The organism is Psychrobacter proteolyticus (assembly GCF_038155145.1).
Lineage (GTDB): Bacteria > Pseudomonadota > Gammaproteobacteria > Pseudomonadales > Moraxellaceae > Psychrobacter > Psychrobacter proteolyticus_B.
Map to the genome: position 1 here is coordinate 290,970 of NZ_JBAKAY010000003.1, position 22,276 is coordinate 313,245.

The window sequence follows — 22,276 nt, forward strand, 5'->3', positions numbered from 1 at the left end:
GCAATATTTTTATAATAGGTCAAAAACCCATGGCATTAATCCGGCAACGCAAACTGACTAAACAACAGATTCGTCGCATCGACAAGCAGCAACTGTCCAATCAAGATAGTATTGATGACAGTTTGATGGATGGCGTGGTCATGGCGCATTACGGTAAGCAACTAGAAGTACAAGTCACTAGCCTGCCAGCTGTCATACCTGAGCAGCCAGAGATTGCGCCTGATGATCCTGAGCCGTTTTGGCAAACGCTTGAATTGAATGATATCTGGCGCTGTCATGTGCGTACCAATCTACCGATGCTAGCTGCTGGCGATCAAGTACGCTGGAATGCCGATTCTAATACTGGCTTTGGACGTATCGAAGCGGTCAAACCGCGTACATCGCTGGTTTCTCGTCCTGACCGCTATCATAAGCTCAAACCTGTTGCCGCCAATGTCGATATTTTGGCGATTGTTTTTGCGCCATTGCCTGCCGCCGCGCCAACGCTGATCGATCGCTATCTCGTGGTATGCCATCATGCAGGTGTCAAACCATTATTAGTACTCAACAAAGCCGATTTATTGGCAGAAGAGAACGGCGTGGACACCAATGAATTATTGGCACAGTATGCCGCGCTTGGTTATGAAAGCGTTCTGACTTCAGTCGATTGCCCTGAAAATATCGCTGAGAGCGATGAGCAAGAAGGCCTTGATGAACTAAAACGCTATATAGATAAAAAGCTGGTCATCTTCGCGGGTCAATCTGGCGTCGGCAAAAGCAGTCTAATCAATGCCCTTCTGCCTGACTCTGGACAGAGCGTCAATATCATCTCACAAAACTCTAAGCTCGGTCAGCACACCACGACGACCAGTCGACTGCTGCCATTTAACCCAAAAGACCTCACCCAAGGCGGTATCGTCGATACACCAGGGATTCGTGAATATGGTATTTGGCACCTTACTCCTGATGATATTATTTCAGGCTTCGTTGAGCTAGCACCATTAGCCGGTGACTGCCAATTCCGTGACTGTCGCCATACTCACAACAGCAAAGGCTGTGCACTATGGCAAGCCGTAGCTGATGGTGAAGTATTGCAGCGCCGCGTTGAAAATCTCGTCACGCTACGAGAAGAGGCAGATACTAAGCCTTATTAGTATTTGGCTTGTTACTGTTCGCTTTAATTAAACACGGTCTTGTGAGTAGATATTTTTATTAGGCTGAGAAGATCCATAGATAGGTGCAATAACCGCTCAATTACTGCCCGTGTCATCGCCCGTTTACTATAGATGGCCTTATCGGTATAATAGCGCCTTGTTCATTATCATTGGGCTGTCTTCTCAGCTTAATAGAACACTTATTTTTTTGGAGGTATGGTTTGGATCGTGCGCTGGAATTTGTGGGCAACCACCCGTTTTTATTTGGTATATTAGCCGTACTTGCTATACTGTTTTTTACGATTGAAAACAAACGTAGCGGTAGAAAAATATCGCCTAACACGCTTGGCATGATGGTCAATTCTCAAAACGCGCAACTTATCGATATTCGCGCTAAGAAGAAGTTTGAATCAGGCTATATTCAGGGCAGCCGCAACATACCGTTCACTGACCTCAAAGACCGCTTAGAAGAGATTCGCGCGATTGAGCAGCCAGTGATTATCATCTGTGACATGGGCGTCCAAGCAGGCGCTGCGATTCAGATGATTGGTAAAGATAGTGTCTATCGCTTAGAAGGCGGTATTGGCGGCTGGCAAGGCGCTGGCATGCCGTTGGTTGGTGTAAAAGACGCCAAAGCAAAGGCTAAAGGTAAAACAAAACCAAGTCTAAGCAAGTAACAGACCTGTATAGGCGCTTAAGTGAAGCGTTTGTACAAATCGCTTAGCTGATGTCTATGTGACCTGACTGACGCTATATAAAAAAGACACCTCTTTATTGGGTGTCTTTTTTTGTGGTTTATTTTTTATATTCTATTTATCATGTTTTATAGCACTAAAATACGTTTTGAGCCAAAACGGCTTGAATTTGTTGTGCCCATCCCCACTTTAGTAATGAGCATCACCGAGTGCATTTTTACTTTACTCATTGATAACAGACTATACCAACGCTTAGACTATGATAATTTATTATGCTCTCCATAATACGTTTGTTATCCCATAAATTTATAAATAAGGATTTACCATGACTGTATCTGTAAAAGTTTACACTACCCCTATCTGCCCATACTGCTCAAACGCCAAACAACTACTAAAAACCAAAGGTGTTGATTATGAAGAAATCGGCATGCACGATATGAGCAGCGAAGAGCGTCAAGCGTTAATGAAAAAAACCAATAATTACCGCACTGTGCCGCAAATCTTCGTTGGTGAAACCTTTGTCGGTGGTTTTGATGAACTTAACCAAATGAACCAGCAAGGCAAACTTGACGAGCTATTGGCAGGTTAATCTGCTACCTTTCTTTACTGTCTGTCTTTATTTATGTAAAGATAGACAGTGGCACGTTTTAATAGAGTAGTAAGAAGTAATGATAAAAAATATCGAGACAATACCAAAAAATAGTCTCGATTTATATTACAATGAACGTTTATTAAAATGACGATTTGCCCAATCATTTGATTTAATTTTAGAGGATTTACCATGGCTGAAGAACAAGCACAACCACAATTGGCACTAGAACGCATCTATGTAAAAGACATGTCACTTGAAGTCCCAGGCGCTAGCGTATTCACCAAAGAGTGGAACCCAGAGCTTGATATCAATTTGTCTAGTAACGCTGAAAAACTAGATGACGATCATTATCAAATCATCCTAACTGTGAGCGTTACTGCCAAAAATGCGGAAGAAGCAGCATTTATCGCTGAAGTGCATCAAGCAGGTATCTTCTTACTAAAAGATATTCCAGAAGATCAAATCGGTCAAATCCTAGGCGCATACTGCCCTAATGTGTTGTTCCCATATGCTCGTGAAGTCATCAGCGACATCGTGACACGCGGTAGCTTCCCACAATTGCTACTAGCACCTGTGAACTTTGATCAAGCGTATGCACAGAGCCAACAGCAAGCACAAGTTGATGCTCAAGGTAACGCATAAGCATTAATTAAAATATATGGGCTTTATCAGTCGTATATTTGACAAAAGACCGTTTACTTATAATGAGTAAGCGGTTTTTTTGTGGGTGTTTTTTATAAGGCATAAAATAATCAGCCATAAAAAAACCCTGCTATTAAACAGGGTCTTCAACGACTACATCGACTGGCTAAATCAATTAGCTAACCTCGATAATTAGCCTTTTAGTGCAGACAAGATTTGCTGCTTAACGTCATCGATACCTTGCGTACCATCAAACTTATCATAGTTAGGTGCATCATCGCCTTCTTTAGCTTTGTCTTGGTAAAAACCAACCAATGCTGACGTTTGCTCATGATAAGTAGATAGACGGTCACGGATAGTCGCTTCTTGGTCATCTTCACGCTGGATAAGCGCTTCACCAGTGACGTCATCGATACCTTCAACCTTTGGTGGATTGTGATCGACATGATAAACACGACCTGAACCTGGATGCTGACGACGGCCAGACAAACGGCTCACGATTTCGTCATCAGGTACACTGATTTCGATAACGTGGTCGATAGCAACATCAGCGTCTGCAAGTGCTTGCGCTTGAGGAATAGTGCGCGGGAAACCATCTAGGATACAACCATTCACACAATCAGGCTTAGCGATACGCTCTTTCACTAGGTTGATAATGAGGTCATCAGAAACCAAACCACCAGCATTCATGATATCTTTGGCTTTTTTGCCAAGCTCGCTACCTTCTTTAATTGCTGCACGTAGCATGTCGCCAGTTGAGATCTGTGGAATATCATATTCTTTAGAAATAAACTGGGCTTGGGTACCTTTACCGGCGCCTGGTGGTCCTAGTAAAATAATACGCATCATTACACGACTCTCCTTAATAGATAGGATTTTGGGATTAATAAAACTCTGGGATTAGTTGTTTGCAAAGCTACCTTACCTTGTGGCCCTGCAAAGCTCAAGTATTTTCATTATTGATGTGACAAGTTGGCATGACTTATCTGTTCATACATGGTCAATTCAAGATAAAAAGCAGCAGCATTGACTGCGTTTAAAATGCCCATTTATATATCTTGGTCATCTTCACTTCACATCTTTATAAAATTAGAACAATCATAGCACTGCTGCTCGCGTCCGTACTGAGCAACAGCGTCTGTATAATAAATACCATTAGCGTCCAGTACTTATATGACTACTATGACTATGGCACTTGTTGATTAATCTCCACGTTGACCTGATTTTGTTCTGCACTGATTACCACTGGATTGCCTGAGAGGTCGCCTGACTCTGCGGTAGCATTGCCACTATGGCTGATACGAGCGATGACCGCTAGCTGTACTTTATCAGAACGAGCCGATCCTAGGGTACGCTCTGGCATCATAGCATCAAGATCACTTAGACTAATAACCGCTTCACCTTGTTTGATATTGCTAATTGGTAGACGCTTCGCGGCAAATGGTGGACCACCTTTCACATCACGTATCGCCACAAACAGTGTATCGTCAGCTTTTACCAATGGTAACAGACTAGCATTTATTTTGACTGTTACTTCGACGCCTTCAGAGGCTTGCTGCTGCTGCATCACCACATTAGCGCTAAGCTCATCTAGACTTGATAGCGCTTGCGTATGATCGCCTGGTTTGGCCGCGATACTGTCACGCAGACGTTTAATCCAGCCTTGCGCTTGATCGAAGTTACTAGCACGAGCCTCACCCATCGCCATAAGCATCTGTGCGCCTTCATGCTCTGGATTTGTGGCCAGTATGTTTTCTAACACTCGGCGGCTATTGGCATCTAACTGACCCTTATTAGCAAAGAAACTGATCTGCGCATAAGTGGTCGCAATCTCTTCGTTATCAGGTGATAGACGATAAGCGCGCGACAACGCTTCTAGTGCCGAATCAGTCGCCTCTAATGACAAGAACAGCTCTGATAGGCGCATCCAGCGATTGTAGTCACTGGCATGACGATAGACGTTAGTCTGCATAGCACTGATCAGCTGATTACCATCTTCAATTGCCCAAGCAGGTGGCTGATCGATTCTACCTGTCAGTAAGTCATCTGCCACTTGACCGACTTTGTCCTCGGCAGCCCACAGCTCAAATACAGGTGTGCGATCACCAACCATGAGATATGCCATGGCCGTTAATACAGGTACCCAAACCATAATAATTAATCGGCTTTTGATACCAGGCGTGACCATCGGTGACACTTCACGTTGAGCATCCAAAAGCTGACGCTCAAGCTCAAGCTTCTGGTTTTGATAGTGATGGTCATCAATGATACCACTGTCTTTGTCTGTTTTCAGCTCTGCTAGTCGCTCACGAAACACAGCAACGTTGATATCCAGCAATTGATTGTCCATAGGCTTACTATGCGAACGCGGTGCTCTTAACCACGGCTTAATGGTGATAATGCCCAATAGTAGAGCGACAAGTAAACTTAGCGCAATAAATAAGCCAACAGTAGAAAATATGGTCATTTTTTGCCCCCAAGGCTTGTAGTGTCGTCTTTGTCATCGTTATTGACTCGTGACAATAAGCGATCAAGTTCTGCTTTTTCAGCGGCAGACAACGCTTTGACATGGTTGTCTACTGCTAAACCACTCTCGCCGCTGGCGACAAGCTGACGGCGTTTACTTTGCCAAAACCAACCGACCAATAAAACGATCAATAATAATGGTGGGAAAAACCATAAAATCCATGTTGAAGGGCGTACTGGCGGCTTATAACTGATAAAGTCGCCATAACGCTCTTGCATATAGGCTCGAATCTCGCCATCACTACGACCATCTTTTATCAAATCATAGGTTTTTTGCTTTAAGTCTTGCGCAATTGGTGCATCAGACCCTGCCAAATTTTGGTTTTGACATTTCGGGCAGCGCAGCTCTTCAATGAGACCACGGTACTGAGCTTCTTGTTGCACAGAATCAAAATCATAGACATCAATGGCAGCAAAACTGGCCATACTGAATAGACAAGCAATTAACAAGCTTGCTAGCTTTATGGTTGCATTTCTTATTTGGTAGGCTATCATTTGCACGCCTCCGCAACTTGGCTCGGATCTGGACTGACCCCATTATTACTAGCGTCGTTGAGTACCATCAAGCAAGGCGTGATACGACTTTGCCAATTGCTCTCATTGATCTCACCGATGATATGCTGACGAATAATCCCATCACCATCGACGATGAAAGTCTCAGGCGCACCAGTCAGACCTAAGTCAAGAGCGAACTGCCCTGACAAGTCTTGAATAGACATAGAGAACGGGTCGCCACCGCGATTAAGATACCCTAATGCATCTCCAATATCATCTTTGTAGTTTACGCCCACCAAGTTAACACCGCGCTCTTCTAACTTCATCAAAAAAGGATGCTCAATGATACAAGTTGGACACCAAGAGCCCCAAATATTCATGAGGAATGGCTTATCTGGCAAGTTGTCATTGGTCATGATACGACTGGTATCTGATAACAATGGCAACTCAAAGGCAGGTACTGGACGCTCAAGCGCTGTATTGGTCACGATATCCGTCGGTTTACCCAAACGCATATAGAGCATAGCAACCAAACCAATAAAGATAACCAGCGGAATCAAAAACCCAATTTTTAGTTTTTTCTTAGTTTTTACTTTATTGCTGCCCGCAACTTTAGGGTCGTTGACAACCTCTTGCTGAGCTTTTTTATCAGGTTCATTGTTTGAGGTAGTCATATTAACGCTCCCCTATCTTTGTAGCTGACGTATCCAAATCCGCAACCGTCGCAAAGCCTGATTTTTTGGCCGCGATTTGCGCAGGTGTTTTGGTTTTTTTGATACGGTAACGATTGTCTAGCATGCTGAGCAATGCACCGAAAGCCATGATAAGTGCACCCAACCATATCCAGCGGATCAGCGGTTTGACATAGATACGGAAAGCCCATTCATTGCTATCTTCAGCAATTGGCTCACCAAGTGCTACGTACACATCGCGCATCAGATTGGCATCAATCGCAGCCTCCGTCATCGGCATCATACTGATAATATAGTTACGTTTTTCAGGATATAACGTGGTCACTTCTTGACCGTCTTTACTGACTGTTACTTCTGCTTGCGTAGCGTCAAAGTTACTGCCTTTTACTTCACTAAAGCCTTTTACCGTAAAGTCATAGCCTTGCACGTTGACACTGTCATTAGGCCCTAATGCCACATCGCGCTCAATGCTCAACGTAGTGGTAAATGCCACGCCGATGACCGCAATGATGACGCCAATATGAGCGGTTTGCTGACCCCAATAACTCAGACGTAACTGACGTAAGCCATTTAAACGACTTGGTGCATTTTTGGTCTTGTCTTTGAAATCGACAACCATCCATAACAACACCCAAAAGCTCACGGCCAATGTGACACCGATATTTAGCATCGCTGATGGACTGGCAAAATAGGTGATAATGGCAGCCAATACCAAACTGCTCACCGCAATGACCATGCCAGCACCCAATAACGGGCGGCTGTCTTGTTTCCAGCGAATATTAGAGCCCATACCCATCGCCACCAGTAGTAGCCATGTCAACGGCACAAATAGAGCGTTGAAATACGGAGGGCCAACAGATACCTGACCTAAGTTAAAGGCATCAGCAATAATAGGGTATAGCGTACCAAGTAGTACCACTAAGGTTGAAATGAGAATAATAACGTTATTAATTACCAAAAATGATTCACGTGAGATAAGTCGATACTGACTCTCGACCGTCAAACGCCAACCACGTACAGCAAACATCAACAGACCACCGCCGACGATGATACCTAGGATAACTAGAATCACTAGGCCACGCGTTGGATCAGCGGCAAATGAATGCACTGAGGTGATGACACCTGAACGTACTAAGAACGTACCAAGCAGACTAAGCGCAAAAGCAAAGATTGCGAGCATAATCGTCCATGCTTTAAATACACCGCGTTTTTCGGTGACAGCAAGTGAATGCAAGAGCGCCGTCCCAGCTAACCACGGCATCAATGAGGCGTTCTCTACTGGATCCCAGAACCACCAACCGCCCCAGCCAAGCTCATAATAAGCCCACCACGAGCCAAGCGCGATACCGACTGTTAAGAAACCCCAAGCAGCCAATGCCCATGGACGCGACCAACGTGTCCATACCGCATCCAAACGCCCTTCCCACAGTGCTGCCATACAAAACGCAAATGGCACAACCATGCCCACGTAGCCCATATAAAGCATCGGTGGGTGAATAATCAGACCAAAATCTTGTAATACAGGGTTTAGATCCGCGCCATCAACAGGTAGATTGGGTAATGTGCGATCAAATGGCGATGAGGTAAAGATTAGCATCGCCAGCATCATCATCTGCACGCCTGCCAGTATCACCAGCACTCGCGCACGCATCGATAAAGGCAATCCACGACTGAAGTAAGAGACCAGCGCGCACCAAGTGGCCATGATGGTCATCCAAAGCAGCAGCGAGCCTTCATGACCGCCCCACGTCGCCGACAGCTTGTAGTACCAAGGCAGCAATGTATTGGAATGCTGAGTGACATAGACGAGACTAAAATCGTTGTAATAAAAGCCTGCCATCAGTGCAGCAAATGAGGTAATCATTGCCGCAAATTGTGCCCATGCCAGACTTGGCGCCAAACGCTGCCAAGCGACGTGGTCACGCATGACGCCAATGGTTGGTAGTACCACCTGCAAAATCGCCAATATAAAAGCGGCCAGCAAGGCAAAATAACCCAATTCTGTGATTAACATACGGTCTAACCTTGTTTACCTTGGATACAATTAAGGGTTCACCGATGGCATTGCTAGCCACTGGCAAACGCTAATAGTCCTTTATGCGGTCATAGTTTACGGTTAAAAACTGAGGTTTCAATTGCTGTAAAAGCACATAAAACCCGCTACTATCATTGTGACGTATCAATATGAATGATTGATACAAAATGCTTATCTGTTGCTAATTTTACATTTTTTAGTTATTCAAAGCTTATTCAATACAGCCGTTCATGACTAATTAAAAATACTTATTAATGCATTATTGCATCGAGGGGAAAAATACTAACACTAAATGCAACCAACCTGCTAGAAAACCAGTCAAACCGCCCAAAACAATCAACGTCATCTCATCCTCTCGGAAAGCGGGACGCAACAGGTTCTGAAACTCATTTGGCGTGAGCGCACGTATTCTATCGCGAAACAGACCAAATATCTTACTGGCTCGACTTTCATTTAGCTCAGGATCTCGCAGTGGCACCATCGTTGCGACAATAGATTTGTCAATAATGGTATTTTTAAGTTGCCCATAATCGCGGCGTCCCAACCCCACACGTAATGTCGTGCTAATCACTGGTGACTCTAGCACCGTATATAGATGCGATTTCATCAAATCACGGGTTTGTGCTGAGCGATCACCATACATCATCTCATTCATGATGTTTTCTAGAGTGACCAAATCCTTTACCACAATCTCAGCAAAAACCTCAGAAACTTCCTCTTGGCGCTTCATAAAGCCGCCTTGTAAACGATACTTTGCGATATGCGGTACGACGGGTTTGATAAATGGAAAGCGACTCTGCACCGAAAACAGCTTCAAATAAGGTATAAAGTGCGGCTCTACTGGATTAAACACCATCCAAATGGCAATCCAATTGGTGAGAAAACCCCAAATCGCGGCAAAGAACGGTACGGTCCAATGCTGCGGCACCACCAAAAATATAAACATCTGGATAATACCAAATACCAGACCAATCAAAGCACTGATGTGCCAGATAAAATCGATCTCTTTTTGCCCGACCTTTAGAAACATATTGACCATCAGGCGACGATCGTTTTCCATGGTGTTGACAATCATTTTGCGCATATCGACCAAGTCTTCGACATGATAAGTCAAATCTGTCACCAGCGACTGCATAATACTAGGTAGCTCTTTATGGGCTTGCGCATAAACACGGCGCTTTAGGGCGTAAGGTAGATTGCCCCATAATGCTGGCGAGTGATCCAGCATAATCTCATCAATCAATGGCTCAAGGTTTTTGTCCACCGTATCAGTGACAAATATCGCCATTTGCTCAGGTTCCATCGCCTTAAAAAACTCATCAAGTGAACCGAGTTTTGAGAGCGTCTGGTCAACGATAACTCCTGATATCTTGCCCGCTTTGCGCGGCACGATACCTTGCCAACCGATACCGGGCAGCCCAAAAAATGGGAAGTTAGGAATACGAATACCCCAGAACTTGACCGGATAGAACAGCATCTTGAGCGCCATCCACACATGTACCCAAGTGACGAATGCCGTCACTGGTGGGATGGTCAGCATGGCAAAAAACTCTGGGTGTTCAGCTATCGTCTGCCATAATGAATTTACGTCCATGACTTATCTAGTCCCTGACAGATTGATTGTCGTTGCTAATATTATCGCTACTGATAACGAAACTCTAGCAAAATGAGAACGTTTCAAAAGACGCTCCGCCCATAATAACTACTATAAAATAAATCGCCTGATTTTAGCATACTTGCCATTTATTAGCACATATAGACCAGCGGCAAGTTGTGACTAAAGATGACATGGTCCATATCGTCTGTTAACCGATAAAAACCTAAATATAAGCCAGTTCTTGGTCAGTAGATAAACAAGACAAAATATATGACTGAGTACTGCGCCTGCTCATTTGTTCTGTTATAATTTGTAGTGCAATAACAAGGACTACCTGCGTATAAATGACTGCATGACGATTTCACACCATACCCTTCTATGTGATTGAAACCATTTGCATTATCTTTTAGACTCACCGCACTTTGGTTAACCAACCTGCCCTCTTATTTTTCTTTTATTGACTCACTGACCGTTTGGGCTCTGATCTTCTATGAATAAACCGATAACTCCCAATACCGAACAGGTCAACAGTACCTTTACCAATCGTATTATCATCTTTGGGATTATAATATTGATTGGTTTGGGCGGTTTGATAACACGTTATGGGTATTTGCAAGTCTACGCTCATGATCAGTACACCACGCAAGCCGATAACAACCGTATCAAACTGATATCTGCGCCGCCTAGTCGTGGGTATATCTATGATCGTAACGGGGTAATACTGGCAGACAATCAGCCAGTCTTTACAGCGATGCTCAGCCCTGATGAAGTCGAAAATCCTGAGCGCACGTTGCATCTGCTTGCGCCGATTTTTGATTTAACCGATACAGATATCACTGATATCTTGGCGCGTCTAAGTAAAAATAAAAATGACCCGGTAACGATTAAGATTGACTTAACAGAAGCACAGTTGGCTCAGTTTAGTGAACGCAAGCCATTCTTCCGCGGGGTCTCTATCCAAAGCAAACTTACACGCTCTTATCCTTATGATGAGCTGTTTGCCCATGTCATCGGCTATGTCGGACGTATCAATGACAAAGAGTCAAAGCGTATTGATAAAGACCGTTACGCTGGTACTGACTTGATTGGTAAAATCGGTATTGAAGACTACTATGAAGATATTTTGCTTGGGCAACCGGGTTATCAATCGGTAGAAACAGACGCACATGGTAATATCTTACGTCAACTGGATACCAAGCCGCCGATAGCGGGTAACGATATTACGTTGAGCTTGGATTATGGTCTGCAAACCATCGCCCAGCAGCAGCTCGATGGACGCCGCGGTGCAATCGTTGCGATAGATCCCAAAAACGGTGACGTCTTGGCATTTGTTAGTAATCCAAGCTACGACCCTAACCCTTTTATATCGGGTATCTCTTTTAAAGATTACGACGATCTGCGTGAAGATTTGGATCAGCCACTTTATAACCGTGCACTACAAGGTACCTACCCACCTGGCTCTACTATCAAGCCATTTGAGGGTTTGGGCGGTATTCATTATGGTCTACGTGATTGGAACAGCACTATCTATGACCCTGGCTACTTTAGTTTACCAGGTGACAGCCATCGATTCCGCGATTGGAAACGTGGCGGTCATGGCACGGTAGATCTGAAAAAATCCATCGCGATGTCGGTCGATACTTATTATTATAAGTTGGCTTATGAAATGGGTATTCAGCGTCTGCACGATTGGATGGTACGCTTTGGTTTTGGTGAGGATACTGGTATTGATTTACCTAATGAAAAATCAGGCATCATGCCATCGCCAAAATGGAAAAAAGACACTTACGATAAAGATTGGCTACCGGGCGAAACCATCTCGGTCAGTATTGGACAAGGGTATTTCTTGGCAACACCATTACAGATTGCCAATGCTACGGCCATGACTGCCAGTAAAGGTCAGCACATTACTCCGCATTTATTAAAGAGCAGTGACGGCGCTGCGGACGTCAAAATCATTACTAAGCCAGATGGCAAAATCGACTATAACGGTAAACCGTCTGACTGGTTGCGCATGCATGATGCGATGGAAAGCGTGGTAGAAAACGGTACAGGACGCGGCATCTATACCCCGCGCTATCGTATCGCTGGTAAAACAGGTACTGCACAGGTGAAATCTATCGCGCAGGGCAAACGCTATGACAAGTCGGCAATCGATAAGCGCCACTGGGATCATGCTTGGTTTAATGGTTTTGCCCCAGTAGAAGACCCGCAGATTGCCCTCGCAGTATTGGTCGAAAATGGCGGCGGTGGTAGTGCTGTTGCAGCACCTATTGGCCGTGCTCTATTTGATTACTGGGTATTACAACGTAAAACAGATCCTGTGCTGCCACCTTCTGCTGATGAGCTAAAAGTTATTAAACGCCAAAAGGCTTTTGAAAAAGCGATGCGTGATGCCATTCGCGATAAAGAAGCAAAAGCGTTAGAAGAAAAAGAAGCCGCGGAAGCCGAAGCGGCAGCAGCGACGTCTGAGTAACTAGACGTTTAAGTAGTTAATAGTATAAAAAGCAAAACCTAGTGAAATAAGACTTAGTAAAGTAAAACCTAGCACAGAATTGGTAAGCGAGACACGATAATGAAAAAAGCCTCAAATGGACGCGCACCAAAGAATAACCGTAAAACGAAAAGTGCGGCAGCGGGTGATGTGCGCATTATCGGTGGTCAGTTTAAGCGCCGTATTGTAAGTTTTATCGATGCAGATGGCCTGCGCCCGACCCCAGATCGCTTGCGGGAGACTTTATTTAACTGGCTACTCGCTGAAATTCATGATGCCCATGTGCTCGATAGCTGTGCTGGCAGTGGCGTACTAGGGTTTGAAGCGCTATCTCGCGGCGCTGCCCACACAACATTTATCGAAATCAATCCAGCACAAAGTAACATGCTACGTCAGAGTGCTGAGCAATTACGCCTTGAGACTACTGCTTATCAAATCATCACTGGCACTGCTGAGCAAGTATTGCGTCAAGAGCAGCTGACTGCGCGCCCCTTTGACATTGTATTTATCGACCCACCTTATGCTCAGGATTTATGGCAGCCTATTTTGACTACGCTTATTACCAATGCCTTAATAAATACTGAAACACTGATTTATTTAGAAGCTGATAAAGATTTGTCAGTACAGCTTAAGCAATTGGAAGCGTCGCTAAATGAGAATTTAGACCCTCAATCAAGCGTTACTCAGCAACCAATCGCTTTTGAATGTTTGAAACAAACCAAAGTCGGACAAGTTGTTGCTGGACTTTATCGTCTATCATCGTCATAATTGTCGGGTTAATGAAAGCCGTTAACGTATTTTACAAATGTTTAGAACCGCTAAAAACTGGCCGACGCTGCAGTTTAATGTATATAAGGCGAAAATAAACCCCAATGCAGCTTGCAAGCGTAGGCGCTACTGCTTATAATGTGCAGTCTGTTTTTTGAGAGCCCCGTTCCCAGCTAAACTCTCAACGAATTCTAATTTTAAGGTTTTATCATGAAAACACTTAGTGCAAAACCAGCTGAAGTGACCCATGACTGGTATGTCGTAGATGCTGACGGCAAAACCCTTGGTCGCTTAGCCACTCAAATCGCAACTCGCTTACGTGGCAAGCACAAGCCTTCTTTTACTCCGCACGTTGATACTGGTGACTTTATTGTTGTCATCAATGCTGACAAAATCACGGTAACGGGTAAAAAAGCACAAGACAAAAAGTACTATCGTCACAGTGGCTACCCAGGTGGTATTAAAGAAACCAACTTCAATAAGTTGCTTGCACATAAGCCTGAAGATGTTCTACACAAAGCAGTTAAGGGTATGCTTCCAAAGGGCCCTCTTGGCTATGCGATGATCAAGAAGCTGAAACTTTATGCGGGTACTGATCATCCACATACTGCACAGCAACCTAAAGAACTAGACATCTAAGGATATACTTATGGAACGCAATTACGGAACTGGTCGCCGCAAGACGTCTACTGCTCGTGTATTTTTATCAAAAGGTACTGGTAGTATCGTTGTTAACGGTAAGCCACTTGACGAATACTTCAGCCGTGAAACTTCACGCATGGTTGTACGTCAGCCATTAGAACTACTAGACTCTGCTAACGCATATGACTTATATGTAACTGTTGCAGGCGGTGGTATTAGTGGTCAAGCTGGCGCAATCCGCCACGGCATCACACGCGCATTAATCGAAGCTGACGAAACTTTGAAGCCTGCCCTAAAAGCAGCTGGTTTTGTTACTCGTGATTCACGTCAAGTTGAACGTAAGAAACTGGGTCTACGTAAAGCACGTAAACGTCCACAGTTCTCAAAACGTTAATCAAAACTCTCTCTTATATTTTTGCTGCTGTTGTCTTTTTCTCAGAGCTTCAGTAGCAAAGTTAAATAAGAGTCTGGTTTTGCAAAACCTTATAAGCTGGTCACAGCTTATAAGGTTTTTTTATGTCTACTGATAGCGCGTTAACTATCTGATTGTCTTCATTAAGCTAGCTTTGTTTTACGGTGATAATCAAAATGAGCACCTTGTTTCGACACTACAAAGTAGAGCGTCTGTAGAAATTCTAACTTGCAAAGCATTAAACGCTACCCCATCATATCAGTAACTTTTTATTATTAGCCATGATGCCTCAAACCGTGCCGCAGAAGGATATTATGAAAGCGCCAGAACAATTCGACCCTAGCAAGCCATCTGCCAATAGCAGCGTGCCGCCTAGCATGAAACAGTCGGCTAAGTCGCCTGCGATACCGGCTGGCACACCGACAATTACCCAAAATCATAAGCGTACAGCGCAAGCAGATAACAAGCCATTTCAGTGGCAGTTTTTATCACCTAAGAATTGGGGCATTTGGTTATTATTCTTAATAATGCTACCGATGATATATCTGCCGTTACGTTGGCAGTTTTGGCTAGGTCGTAAGCTTGGTATGTTGATTTATAAAGCTGCTGGTTCACGTAGACGCGATACGTTAATTAACCTGAAGTTGGCATTTCCAGAAAAGCCCGAAGCTGAACGTGAATTAATGGCCAAGCAAGTATTTGTTAATCAAGGCATTGGTGTGTTTGAAACGTTATGCGCTTGGTTCAGGCCAAATATATTTACTAGAACTGTATCCATTTCTGGTTTACAGCATATTGTTAATGCGCAAAATGAGCAGCGGCCAGTTATCCTGCTCGGTGCACATTATACGATGCTAGATTTGGGTGGCCTATTATGTGCGCAGTTTTTCCCTGTAGACTGTATGTATCGTACGCAAAACAATCCTTTATTAGACTGGTTTATTTATAATGGTCGTACCAATATATTTGGTAAGCAAATCTCTAGTCGTGATATGCGAAGCTTAGTTACCTCTATCAAAGCAGGACACGTCATTTGGTATTCTCCTGACCAAGACTATGGTCTCAAGCAAGGTGTCATGGCGCCATTCTTCGGTGTACCTGCTGCGACGATTACTGCATCGCGTCGTATGGCAAAACTGGGTAGCAAAGAAAAGCCACCAGCTGTTATGGCACTGCATACTTATCGGCAGACACCTGACAACTTGCCGCGTGGTAAACGTCCCCATTATCATTTAACAATTACGCCAGAATTAGACAATTACCCAAGTAAAGATGAAGTCGCTGATGCTACTCGGGTCAATGAAGTTTTAGAAGGACTCATTCGTATTGATCCCACTCAGTGGATGTGGTTCCACCGTCGTTTTAAACATGGGCCAAACGGTCGTACCGATATCTATAAGTAAGCCTTTATTCCCAAAAATACTGGTGAAGTTTGCTATACTTTGCGGCTAATATTTTGCATTTTAGCTATGCACTGATAATAATTTGATAAACAAAATAACGGATTTTCCATGAGCAATAACAGTACTCCTGACAATCAAACTTCTGATACTTCAACCGAAGCCAAGCGCATCTTGACGGGTATCAAGCCGACTGGCATTCCACACTTAGGTAACTATGTTGGCGCGATTCGTCCAGCGATTGAGTCTATTCAAAATAGTGATCACGAAGCGTTTTTCTTTTTGGCAGACTACCATGGTATCATCGGCTGCTATGACCCTGCTATTATTCATGAATCGACGAGAGCCATTGCCGCTACGTGGATTGCTTGTGGTCTAGACCCTGAGCGTGTTACGTTCTACCGTCAGTCAGACGTGCCTGAAATTCCAGAACTTGCTTGGATTTTGAACTGCTCATGTGCCAAAGGTTTGATGAACCGCGCCCATGCCTATAAAGCAGCCGTTGATATCAACACAGAAAAAGCCGATGTCGATCCTGATCAAGGTGTCACCATGGGTCTGTTTGGTTATCCCGTGCTAATGGCGGCTGATATCTTGATGTTTAATGCGACCCACGTGCCTGTTGGTCGTGACCAAGTGCAGCATATCGAGATGGCGCGTGATATCGCGGGTACTTTTAATCATCGTTATAAGTCGCTTTTCACGCTACCGTCAGCAGTCGTTGATAACGATATACCGCTGCTTACTGGGCTTGATGGCCGCAAGATGAGTAAGAGCTATAGCAATACGATTCCCCTATTCGGTGAGCCAAACCCGCAAGTCAGTCCTGAAAAACAGATGCATAAAGCTATTATGAAAATTGTGACTAACTCACAGCTACCTGATGAGCCAAAAGATCCTGATGATTCAGCTATCTTTGAGATTTATAAAGCATTTGCCACCGCTGAAGAGATTGCTGATATGCGTGCGCGTTATGCCGCTGGTATTGGCTGGGGTGACGCTAAGCAAGCCTTATTTGACAAGATTAATGATGAAGTCGCGCCATTCCGTGCACGTTACGAAGAGCTAATGGCCAATCCAAAAGAGCTAGAAGAAATATTGCAGATGGGTGCGAATAAAGCCCGTCGTCATAGTCGCAAGCAATTAGATAAGGCTCGCCGTGCTATCGGTATCCGCCCGCTTGCTAAGCTTAAATAATCGTTGCTGGAATAGTCGTTTCACTGGCGCAATTTATTATCAAAGCGGGTGCTAAACGTGCAAACTGAACCGAACACCAAACAGGCGGCTTTGTCTAAAGCCGCCTTATCTGCTATGGCTGATTCAACCTCCGAACTTACAGACAATCAGAGCGAGCATGATGAATCAGTCAACCATGATATGTCGTTACGTATCTATCAGACGCCTGTGCAGCATTTGCCAGAAGACCTGTATGTACCACCACAAGCCTTTGCTATTTGGTTAGAGCAGTTTGCTGGTCCATTGGATTTCCTTTTGTATTTGGTCAAAAAGAACAACGTCGATTTGACCCAAATGCCCATTTTGCCTATCACTGAGCAGTACTTAGCTTATATCGGTGAACTGGATACCGAGCACTTTGAATTAGCGGGTGATTATCTGCTTATGGCATCAACGCTCATCGCTATCAAAACCGAACTGCTATTGCCTGCCCCTGATACCCCAACCGACGAGCGTGACCCAAAAGCAGAACTGATCGAACGCCTCGAAGAATACGCGCAAATCAAAGTAGTCAGTCAGCGCCTAGACAATCTAGTGCGCTTAGAGCGTGATGTGTTTTTGGCAATGGTTAGTATGCCTGGTCAAGACGTTATGAATGCGGAACTGCCAAGCTACTCACCTAACTTGCTGATTGATAGTTTATTTAAAATGCAACTACAGCCCGACTATCAAATGCATACGATCAAAGTTGATGCAGTACCACTTGCCGATCGTATTGCCAGTATTAGCAGGCAATTAAGTACGGATGGCGCGCGCTCTTTTTATGAGCTACTGGATAAAGCACAAGGTAAAATAGGCGTGGTCGTGAGTTTCGTCGCCGTACTTGAGCTCATAAAGCGGCAGTTGGTTGGTGTAGTTAACATTGAGACAGATAGCGATATCGTCAATTCCGTTCCCAATGACGAACCGTCTGATGTGGATAGTGAGCCTACCGCACTTACGTTACAATGGTTAGCCTAGTAGGCTCTAAGACTGTCTCCTAGCCCATTCTCTATCAAAATCACAATATTGAAATAAGAGCATACTTTAGATGGTAGATATTGAAGATCCAAAGCAAGATAACGAGACCCAAGAATCAATAACTATGACTACATCTCCATCAGCTGAGGCACAACATGATTCTCTTGAAGAGTTGAGTAAACGTATCGAGGTGCTGTTGCATGCATCAGAGGCACCGCTGACCGCTCACGCGTTAAAAAAACATTTGTCATTATCTACTAAAGAATTAAAGCAGACTTTGGAAGTGCTGCAACAACGCTTAGATACAGGTGTGCTTAGGCTACATGAGACCGCCAGCGGTTATCGTTTACAGATATCTGATGACTACAGCAGTCTAATCCAGCGTACTTTTCCGCAGCGTCAGGAACGCCTGAGCCAAGCTTTACTTGAAACCCTAAGTGTCATTGCTTATAAACAACCTGTGACACGCAGTGATATCGAGCATGTGCGCGGAGTGACATTATCGAGCAATATACTGCGCCAGTTGTTTGATAATGGATGGATTGTGGAGAAAGGCTTTAAAGATACTGTAGGCCGTCCTGCGTTGCTGCATACTACTGCGCAGTTTTTAGATGCGTTTGGACTAAGCCATCTGGATGAGCTACCACCTATGCCAGATATGGAAGCCATACGAGCCATGTCCTAAATTTTCTGCTGAACAAAATATAGTTACTCACATAAAAAAGGACAGACCGCATAGGATCTGTCCTTTTTATTACGTTGCTAATTTTGAACTGATATCAAAACCTAACAATATATCTGCTAATTACTGATTAATAACGTCAACACCCTTTGGTGGTGTAAATTTAAACTGACTGCTACCAATACTTGGGTTCATCTTAATACCGCTAAACTTGATAGAAGTTGTTTGTCCCAAAGTATCATTCAATACCATCATGACAGGTTTGCCACCACTAAAGCTTATTGAAAGACTTTTGAAACTTGCGCTGTCTGACTTAGGATAGAGCACATAGTAGTTTTTGTTGTCATATGGCTGAGTAATTTTAAAGTTTTGATCAATCTTGCTTGGATCACCTGACAGTAGCAACGCTGGTGTATTACCTACTTGACTGTCAACATTCTGCTTAGTCGCTTGCTCTAAATCCTTATCATAAACCCACATAGAGTTACCATTAGCAACGATCAGCTGCTCTGATGGTGACTTGGTTTCCCAGCGGAAATTATTTGGACGTTGGACACTCATAGAGCCTTTAAACGTACCACTGCTCGCACCTTTAGTCGTTTGACTGAAATTGGCTGTCATACTCTTGGTATTGGTCAGCAATTTATTCAAACGTTTAGCAGCTGTTAGGTTATCAGCAGGAGCTGCGGTAGCTGTTTGAGTCAATGCCATCATTGGCGCTGCGATACCTAGCGATGTCATTAATACACCTGCTAAAGCGCCACTCATCATCTTTTGTTTGGTTGATTTTTTCGTAGATAAGTTCATCATAAATCCTCTCTAAAAAAGCATAATCGCTTTAAAGTTGTCGCTAAAAATAAAATATTCTATTGAAATTTTTGTTTTCTATAAATACTGATTTTACCAAGCTAAAACCGGTAACCATCAGCAATGGCAACAGTGTGCCAGTTTTTTTATTACGCGCCTAGTCATGATTTGCAATCTTTACTACGGCTGCCATACACGCTTGTAACCAATACAGTTACACGGTAAAAGTTTGCATTTAGCATCGTTAGTTGGCAAAACCGAGGTAATGAATACAGCTAAACCTTTAAGTAGGTAAGTTAACAGTATAAAAGAGCAAGAAATATGTCTGCTATAACCGAATGCTCATCTCAATTTTGGTAAGCAATTTCATTATTATGACTAATGGTTTCCTTGAAAGATGACGTGCTTTCTGCCTTCCATCATTAATAATGCATAAATTAATAGATAAAAGTTTGCTAGAAATCCTACAAAAATAGCTATGATGATGAAAGTTTCAGTTCCCTCTAAATAACTTCTCATTACTTTAGAGTTACCCGCTGAAGTAAAACCAAAAAACCAAACCCAGCCTAAGTTGATAGCGATAAGTAGCGATGCAGTTATAAAGATAGATCTTTTGGGATTTTCTCCCACTTCATGATTCAACTTATCTGAATTTCTTGCAGCTAATTTGAATTCTCTGACAACCTCGAATGACAATCCTTTAAAAAAATAAGCAGCTGTTATAGCAATAAAAATCATTATGAAGTACAAGACTGTAAGGTCATTCAAAAGTCTTATTCTACCCGAGGCTAGTTCCATGGATTGAGTGAAGGGTGTTATTCCCGTAAAATCCGAGAAATAATTTTCAAACATTAACGGCGTAAAAAACATGAGCACGAATCCATAAAGATAGATGTATTTAAAAGGTGATAAGTCATTAAGTATATTTAGCATGGTCTTATGAGAAATATAGTGCTGTTTTTTCATTTTTCCTTCAAACCTATCCACGATTTCATTTATTATCTGATCAAATCTTTTATTCAAACTATCCGTCTTTCATAAAAAGATATTAGTTAAGATTGTTGAAATAGTATATTTTAAGAGCTAGCGTTGAGTGATATTGTTCAAAATACCATTCCTTAATTCTTATCATTAACTTACGGTACCCTACAAACGTAAAAAGCCCCTACTACCATAAGGCAGTAAGGGCTTTTTTAATTATCTGATCATTTTATTCAAAGAATAAAGCGACCTAAATAGATAATTATGCGTTTTCAACCGTAACATAGCGACGGTTAAATTTACCTTTGGTCGCAAACTTTACAACACCGTCATTCAGTGCAAATAAAGTATGGTCACGACCCATGCCAACGCCTTCGCCTGCGTGGAATTCTGTACCACGTTGACGAACGATGATGTTACCAGCTGTGATAGCTTGGCCACCAAAGATTTTTACGCCTAGCATTTTTGGGTTTGAATCACGACCGTTACGGCTCGAACCGGCAGCTTTTTTATGTGCCATGAGAAAATCTCCTTGTTAATTTGACTTATCGCTGATGCGATAACTCTTAAGCATTTAGTGCGCTATTTAGCAATAATTGCTAAATGGATAATTAGGCATTAATCGCTTTGATTTTTAACAAGGTGTACCATTGGCGGTGACCTTGTTCTTTGTGATAATGCTTACGACGGTTGTGCTTGATGATACGGATTTTTTCGCCGCGACCATGCTCAACAACTTCAACTTCTACGCTAGCGCCGTCAACAACAGGCTGACCGATTTTGACGTTATCGCCGTCAACAACCATCAACACGTCTTCAAATTTGATTGTTTCGCCTTTTTCTGCTTTTAGTAGTTCAACTTTAAGCAATTCATCGACGACTACACGGTGCTGTTTACCACCAGTTTTGATTACTGCGTACATTGTATGACTCCGTTTAACCCGTGTGCCGTGGCTGATGTTATACCAACGCTTTTACGACGAACACGACAGGGAAAAATTAAAGGCAAGATTTTACGGCTTTTTGCTCATAAAAGCAAGCCGCGCCTCTTGTTTTTGCAAGGTGGTTACACTAATGACCATCTCTCATTTTGCTATAACGGCTGCTCATCAAAGAAAGTCAATAAATGACAATACGAATATAAACATGAGGAATAGTAATGATAAGTGATAGATTAAGCCCAACAGCGGCCATTATAACTTATGCAATCAGTTACTTACAGCCTTTTATGAATCATTTATGTGACCAATAAGCTTAAAATGCGCTAGAGGATACATCCTTAAAGCATAAGACATTTCTCATCGTTTTTATTCTATTCAGTAGGCATAGTAAGCCCTGTATATCATACGCTTGACCTACTTGTGCTATATACTTTAACCAACAATTTAAGCAGATAGCTATGCTATCATAAGCGAAATAATACCTTACCTATAGATAGATAAAGTCAAGGTTATACCAACTCTCTTTACTCTTATTAATATGACTAT

Annotated in this window: 22 protein-coding genes; 12 read left to right on the forward strand and 10 right to left on the reverse strand. The window is 43.2% G+C overall.

Annotation, left to right across the window (positions count from 1 at the left end; all coding sequences use genetic code 11):
* Positions 1-29 precede the first annotated feature (29 nt).
* The 4 genes from rsgA to secB all read left to right on the forward strand — a co-directional run bounded on the left by rsgA (position 30) and on the right by secB (position 3,062).
* Positions 30-1,133: a ribosome small subunit-dependent GTPase A gene (gene rsgA / locus V6252_RS05590; protein ID WP_341609682.1), complete on the forward strand. Its 1,104-nt coding sequence runs from the start codon at positions 30-32 to the stop codon at positions 1,131-1,133.
* A 221-nt stretch (positions 1,134-1,354) separates the two neighbouring features.
* On the forward strand, positions 1,355-1,810 hold the full coding sequence (locus V6252_RS05595; protein ID WP_057760987.1) for a rhodanese-like domain-containing protein: 456 nt from the start codon (positions 1,355-1,357) through the stop codon (positions 1,808-1,810).
* A gap of 343 nt (positions 1,811-2,153) precedes the next feature.
* Entirely contained in the window at positions 2,154-2,417 is a 264-nt protein-coding gene (gene grxC / locus V6252_RS05600; protein ID WP_021813631.1) for a glutaredoxin 3, read from the forward strand.
* A gap of 192 nt (positions 2,418-2,609) precedes the next feature.
* The gene (gene secB / locus V6252_RS05605) at positions 2,610-3,062 is read left to right on the forward strand and encodes a protein-export chaperone SecB (protein WP_057760989.1); all 453 of its coding nucleotides are present in this window, start codon (positions 2,610-2,612) and stop codon (positions 3,060-3,062) included.
* Positions 3,063-3,254: 192 nt separating this feature from the next.
* Here the strand turns inward: secB and adk are convergent, their stop codons facing one another.
* The 6 genes from adk to V6252_RS05635 form a co-directional block, all read right to left on the reverse strand.
* Positions 3,255-3,908, reverse strand: coding sequence for an adenylate kinase (gene adk / locus V6252_RS05610; protein ID WP_180952604.1), 654 nt, complete (start codon positions 3,906-3,908; stop codon positions 3,255-3,257).
* Between the two features lie 340 nt (positions 3,909-4,248).
* Complete coding sequence (gene ccmI / locus V6252_RS05615; RefSeq protein WP_341609683.1) at positions 4,249-5,529, reverse strand: c-type cytochrome biogenesis protein CcmI; 1,281 nt, start codon at positions 5,527-5,529, stop codon at positions 4,249-4,251.
* On the reverse strand, positions 5,526-6,083 hold the full coding sequence (locus V6252_RS05620) for a cytochrome c-type biogenesis protein (RefSeq protein ID WP_298807163.1): 558 nt from the start codon (positions 6,081-6,083) through the stop codon (positions 5,526-5,528). The genes ccmI and V6252_RS05620 overlap by 4 nt, the downstream gene beginning before the upstream one ends.
* A complete protein-coding gene (locus tag V6252_RS05625) occupies positions 6,080-6,757 on the reverse strand; it encodes a DsbE family thiol:disulfide interchange protein (protein ID WP_298807161.1) in 678 nt (225 codons plus the stop codon). The genes V6252_RS05620 and V6252_RS05625 overlap by 4 nt, the downstream gene beginning before the upstream one ends.
* Before the next feature lies 1 nt (position 6,758).
* Positions 6,759-8,789 carry a heme lyase CcmF/NrfE family subunit gene (locus V6252_RS05630; RefSeq protein WP_341609684.1) on the reverse strand — a complete coding sequence of 677 codons (2,031 nt, stop codon included), beginning with the start codon at positions 8,787-8,789 and terminating at the stop codon, positions 6,759-6,761.
* A 280-nt stretch (positions 8,790-9,069) separates the two neighbouring features.
* Positions 9,070-10,404 (reverse strand): hypothetical protein, encoded by a 1,335-nt coding sequence (locus V6252_RS05635; protein ID WP_341609685.1) that lies wholly within the window; start codon positions 10,402-10,404, stop codon positions 9,070-9,072.
* Between the two features lie 493 nt (positions 10,405-10,897).
* Here V6252_RS05635 and mrdA point away from each other — a divergent pair, with 493 nt between their 5' ends.
* From mrdA to scpB, 8 genes are all read left to right on the forward strand, one after another.
* Positions 10,898-12,883 carry a penicillin-binding protein 2 gene (gene mrdA, locus V6252_RS05640; RefSeq protein ID WP_165597007.1) on the forward strand — a complete coding sequence of 662 codons (1,986 nt, stop codon included), beginning with the start codon at positions 10,898-10,900 and terminating at the stop codon, positions 12,881-12,883.
* A 99-nt stretch (positions 12,884-12,982) separates the two neighbouring features.
* Positions 12,983-13,669, forward strand: coding sequence for a 16S rRNA (guanine(966)-N(2))-methyltransferase RsmD (rsmD, locus tag V6252_RS05645; RefSeq protein ID WP_341609686.1), 687 nt, complete (start codon positions 12,983-12,985; stop codon positions 13,667-13,669).
* A 210-nt stretch (positions 13,670-13,879) separates the two neighbouring features.
* Positions 13,880-14,308, forward strand: a complete 429-nt coding sequence (gene rplM / locus V6252_RS05650) for a 50S ribosomal protein L13 (protein ID WP_057761004.1) — start codon at positions 13,880-13,882, stop codon at positions 14,306-14,308.
* A 10-nt stretch (positions 14,309-14,318) separates the two neighbouring features.
* Positions 14,319-14,705: a 30S ribosomal protein S9 gene (gene rpsI / locus V6252_RS05655; RefSeq protein ID WP_021813618.1), complete on the forward strand. Its 387-nt coding sequence runs from the start codon at positions 14,319-14,321 to the stop codon at positions 14,703-14,705.
* Between the two features lie 332 nt (positions 14,706-15,037).
* A complete protein-coding gene (locus V6252_RS05660; RefSeq protein ID WP_341609687.1) occupies positions 15,038-16,126 on the forward strand; it encodes a lipid A biosynthesis acyltransferase in 1,089 nt (362 codons plus the stop codon).
* A gap of 108 nt (positions 16,127-16,234) precedes the next feature.
* Positions 16,235-17,320: a tryptophan--tRNA ligase gene (locus V6252_RS05665; RefSeq protein WP_341609688.1), complete on the forward strand. Its 1,086-nt coding sequence runs from the start codon at positions 16,235-16,237 to the stop codon at positions 17,318-17,320.
* 180 nt (positions 17,321-17,500) lie between these two features.
* Positions 17,501-18,319: a segregation and condensation protein A gene (locus V6252_RS05670; RefSeq protein WP_341609735.1), complete on the forward strand. Its 819-nt coding sequence runs from the start codon at positions 17,501-17,503 to the stop codon at positions 18,317-18,319.
* A 124-nt stretch (positions 18,320-18,443) separates the two neighbouring features.
* Positions 18,444-19,004 (forward strand): SMC-Scp complex subunit ScpB, encoded by a 561-nt coding sequence (gene scpB, locus V6252_RS05675; protein ID WP_341609689.1) that lies wholly within the window; start codon positions 18,444-18,446, stop codon positions 19,002-19,004.
* 120 nt (positions 19,005-19,124) lie between these two features.
* Here the strand turns inward: scpB and lolA are convergent, their stop codons facing one another.
* The 4 genes from lolA to rplU form a co-directional block, all read right to left on the reverse strand.
* The gene (gene lolA, locus V6252_RS05680; RefSeq protein ID WP_057761010.1) at positions 19,125-19,811 is read right to left on the reverse strand and encodes an outer membrane lipoprotein chaperone LolA; all 687 of its coding nucleotides are present in this window, start codon (positions 19,809-19,811) and stop codon (positions 19,125-19,127) included.
* 375 nt (positions 19,812-20,186) lie between these two features.
* Positions 20,187-20,831 (reverse strand): hypothetical protein, encoded by a 645-nt coding sequence (locus tag V6252_RS05685; protein ID WP_341609690.1) that lies wholly within the window; start codon positions 20,829-20,831, stop codon positions 20,187-20,189.
* A gap of 220 nt (positions 20,832-21,051) precedes the next feature.
* Positions 21,052-21,309 carry a 50S ribosomal protein L27 gene (gene rpmA, locus V6252_RS05690; RefSeq protein WP_021813611.1) on the reverse strand — a complete coding sequence of 86 codons (258 nt, stop codon included), beginning with the start codon at positions 21,307-21,309 and terminating at the stop codon, positions 21,052-21,054.
* A gap of 91 nt (positions 21,310-21,400) precedes the next feature.
* Positions 21,401-21,712, reverse strand: a complete 312-nt coding sequence (rplU, locus tag V6252_RS05695) for a 50S ribosomal protein L21 (protein WP_057761012.1) — start codon at positions 21,710-21,712, stop codon at positions 21,401-21,403.
* Positions 21,713-22,276: the final 564 nt, after the last annotated feature.